The organism is Pseudomonas edaphica (assembly GCF_005863185.1).
Classification (GTDB): domain Bacteria; phylum Pseudomonadota; class Gammaproteobacteria; order Pseudomonadales; family Pseudomonadaceae; genus Aquipseudomonas; species Aquipseudomonas edaphica.
This window is the reverse complement of record NZ_VBVZ01000996.1, coordinates 1-1243: the sequence shown is the minus strand read 5'-3', so window position 1 is coordinate 1243 and position 1243 is coordinate 1. Positions and strand designations below refer to the sequence as shown.

Annotated in this window: 1 protein-coding gene; it reads right to left on the bottom strand. The window is 62.3% G+C overall.

Features of this window, described 5'->3' with window-relative positions:
• Positions 1 to 95 precede the first annotated feature (95 nt).
• On the bottom strand, positions 96 to 1243 hold a 1148-nt coding region (locus FEM54_RS32780; protein WP_138454309.1), incomplete at its 5' end, for a sigma-54 interaction domain-containing protein.

The window sequence follows — 1243 nt, the reverse complement described above, 5'->3', positions numbered from 1 at the left end:
GGCCCATCAGTCAATACCTATTGAGCTGAACCACCGCTATCGCAGGCAAGCCAGCTCCCACAGTGGGCTGTCTTTGTTTGTGGAATTGTGTCTATTTATTGAGACTCGCTCATGTCCAATGCCACTATTTTTTTGTACAGGGTCGATCTACCCAGCCCCAACCGCTTGGCGGCTTCCACCACATTGCCTTCACAGGCCTTGAGTGCCGCCGCAATCACCTGCCGATCAAAGCGCTCCCGCGCCGCCGCAAATGTCTCGCCCTCGACCGTCTCCACCCGCCCACGGGCCACCGGGCTGAACGTGCCGATCGCCGCGCGAATCTCTTCGGCATCCAGCACCAGGTCATCACTCAACAACGCCGCGCGTTCCAGTACGTTGCGCAGTTCACGGATATTCCCCGGCCACGCGTGCTGCGCCAGCAACGCCAAGGCTTCGCGGTCAAGCTCATGCTGGCTGCGCAACTCTTCAAGAATCGCCTCGCTCAACGCCGGAATATCTTCCAGGCGCTCACGCAACGGCGGCACCTGGATCGGCAGCACGTTCAGGCGGTAATACAAGTCCGCCCGGAATTCGCCGCGCTTGATCGCCGCTTCCAGGTCCATGGACGTGGCGGCAATCACCCGCACATCGCTGTGCACCATTTCGTTGGAGCCTACCGGCTCGTATTCCTTTTCCTGCAACACCCGCAGCAGTTTGCTTTGCAGCGGCAGTGGCATGTCGCCGATTTCATCGAGGAACAGGGTGCCGCCCTGGGCGATTTGCAACTTGCCGGGGCGGCCCTTGCGGTCGGCGCCGGTGAAGGCGCCTGGTGCGGTGCCGAAGAACTCGGCTTCGAGCAGGTCGCCGGGAATGGCGGCGCTGTTGATGCTGACAAACGCCTTATGCGCGCGCGTGGAGGCGCCATGGATGGCCTGGGCCAACAGCTCTTTACCGGTGCCGGTCTCGCCCAGCAGCAACACCGGCGACTCCGCACTCGCACTGCGCCGCGCCCGGCGTTTGACTTCCAGGCTGGCTGCGCTGGTGCCAATAAAATGCGCGAAGTTGTATTTGCTCTGGCGCGAGCGCAGCAGCGAACGGGTGGAGGCCAGCTCCTGCTGCATGCTCAGGTAGCGCTCGATCAGCGGCGACAAGTTGCGCAGCTCATCGAACAGCGCAAACCCAATCGCGCCGATCACCACGCCTGCGTCATCGTGGATCGGCAGGCGCATCACCACCAGCGGGCCTTTCGGCGTGTCCTGGATAT